Origin of the sequence: Priestia sp. SIMBA_032, assembly GCF_046535215.1 — a bacterium.
Taxonomy (GTDB): domain Bacteria; phylum Bacillota; class Bacilli; order Bacillales; family Bacillaceae_H; genus Priestia; species Priestia aryabhattai.
Map to the genome: position 1 here is coordinate 1 of NZ_JAWRXD010001346.1, position 244 is coordinate 244.

General features: G+C 49.6%; 1 protein-coding gene. It reads right to left on the reverse strand.

What is annotated here, in order from left to right; translation table 11 throughout:
- Positions 1-244 (reverse strand): Ig-like domain-containing protein (locus SB717_RS38695; RefSeq protein WP_410908549.1); only part of this gene is annotated, 244 nt, incomplete at both ends.

Here is a 244-nt window from a genome sequence, read left to right on the forward strand (position 1 = left end):
ATTGATCGGTCCCATTAAAATTCGGATTTGGTTGATAGCTAAACGTTCCGTCCGCATTTACTGCCGCCACTCCGTTGGTTGGCGCAACTTGCAGCTGATAACTGAGAGGATTTCCATCTACATCTGTTCCTACTATGGCACCTATTACTGGGCTATCTTCTTGTGTGCTGAACGTGTAGTTTGGCACCGTTGGTGCATCATTCACCGGCGTGACAATCACCGTCACCGTGGAAACGGCCGTTCC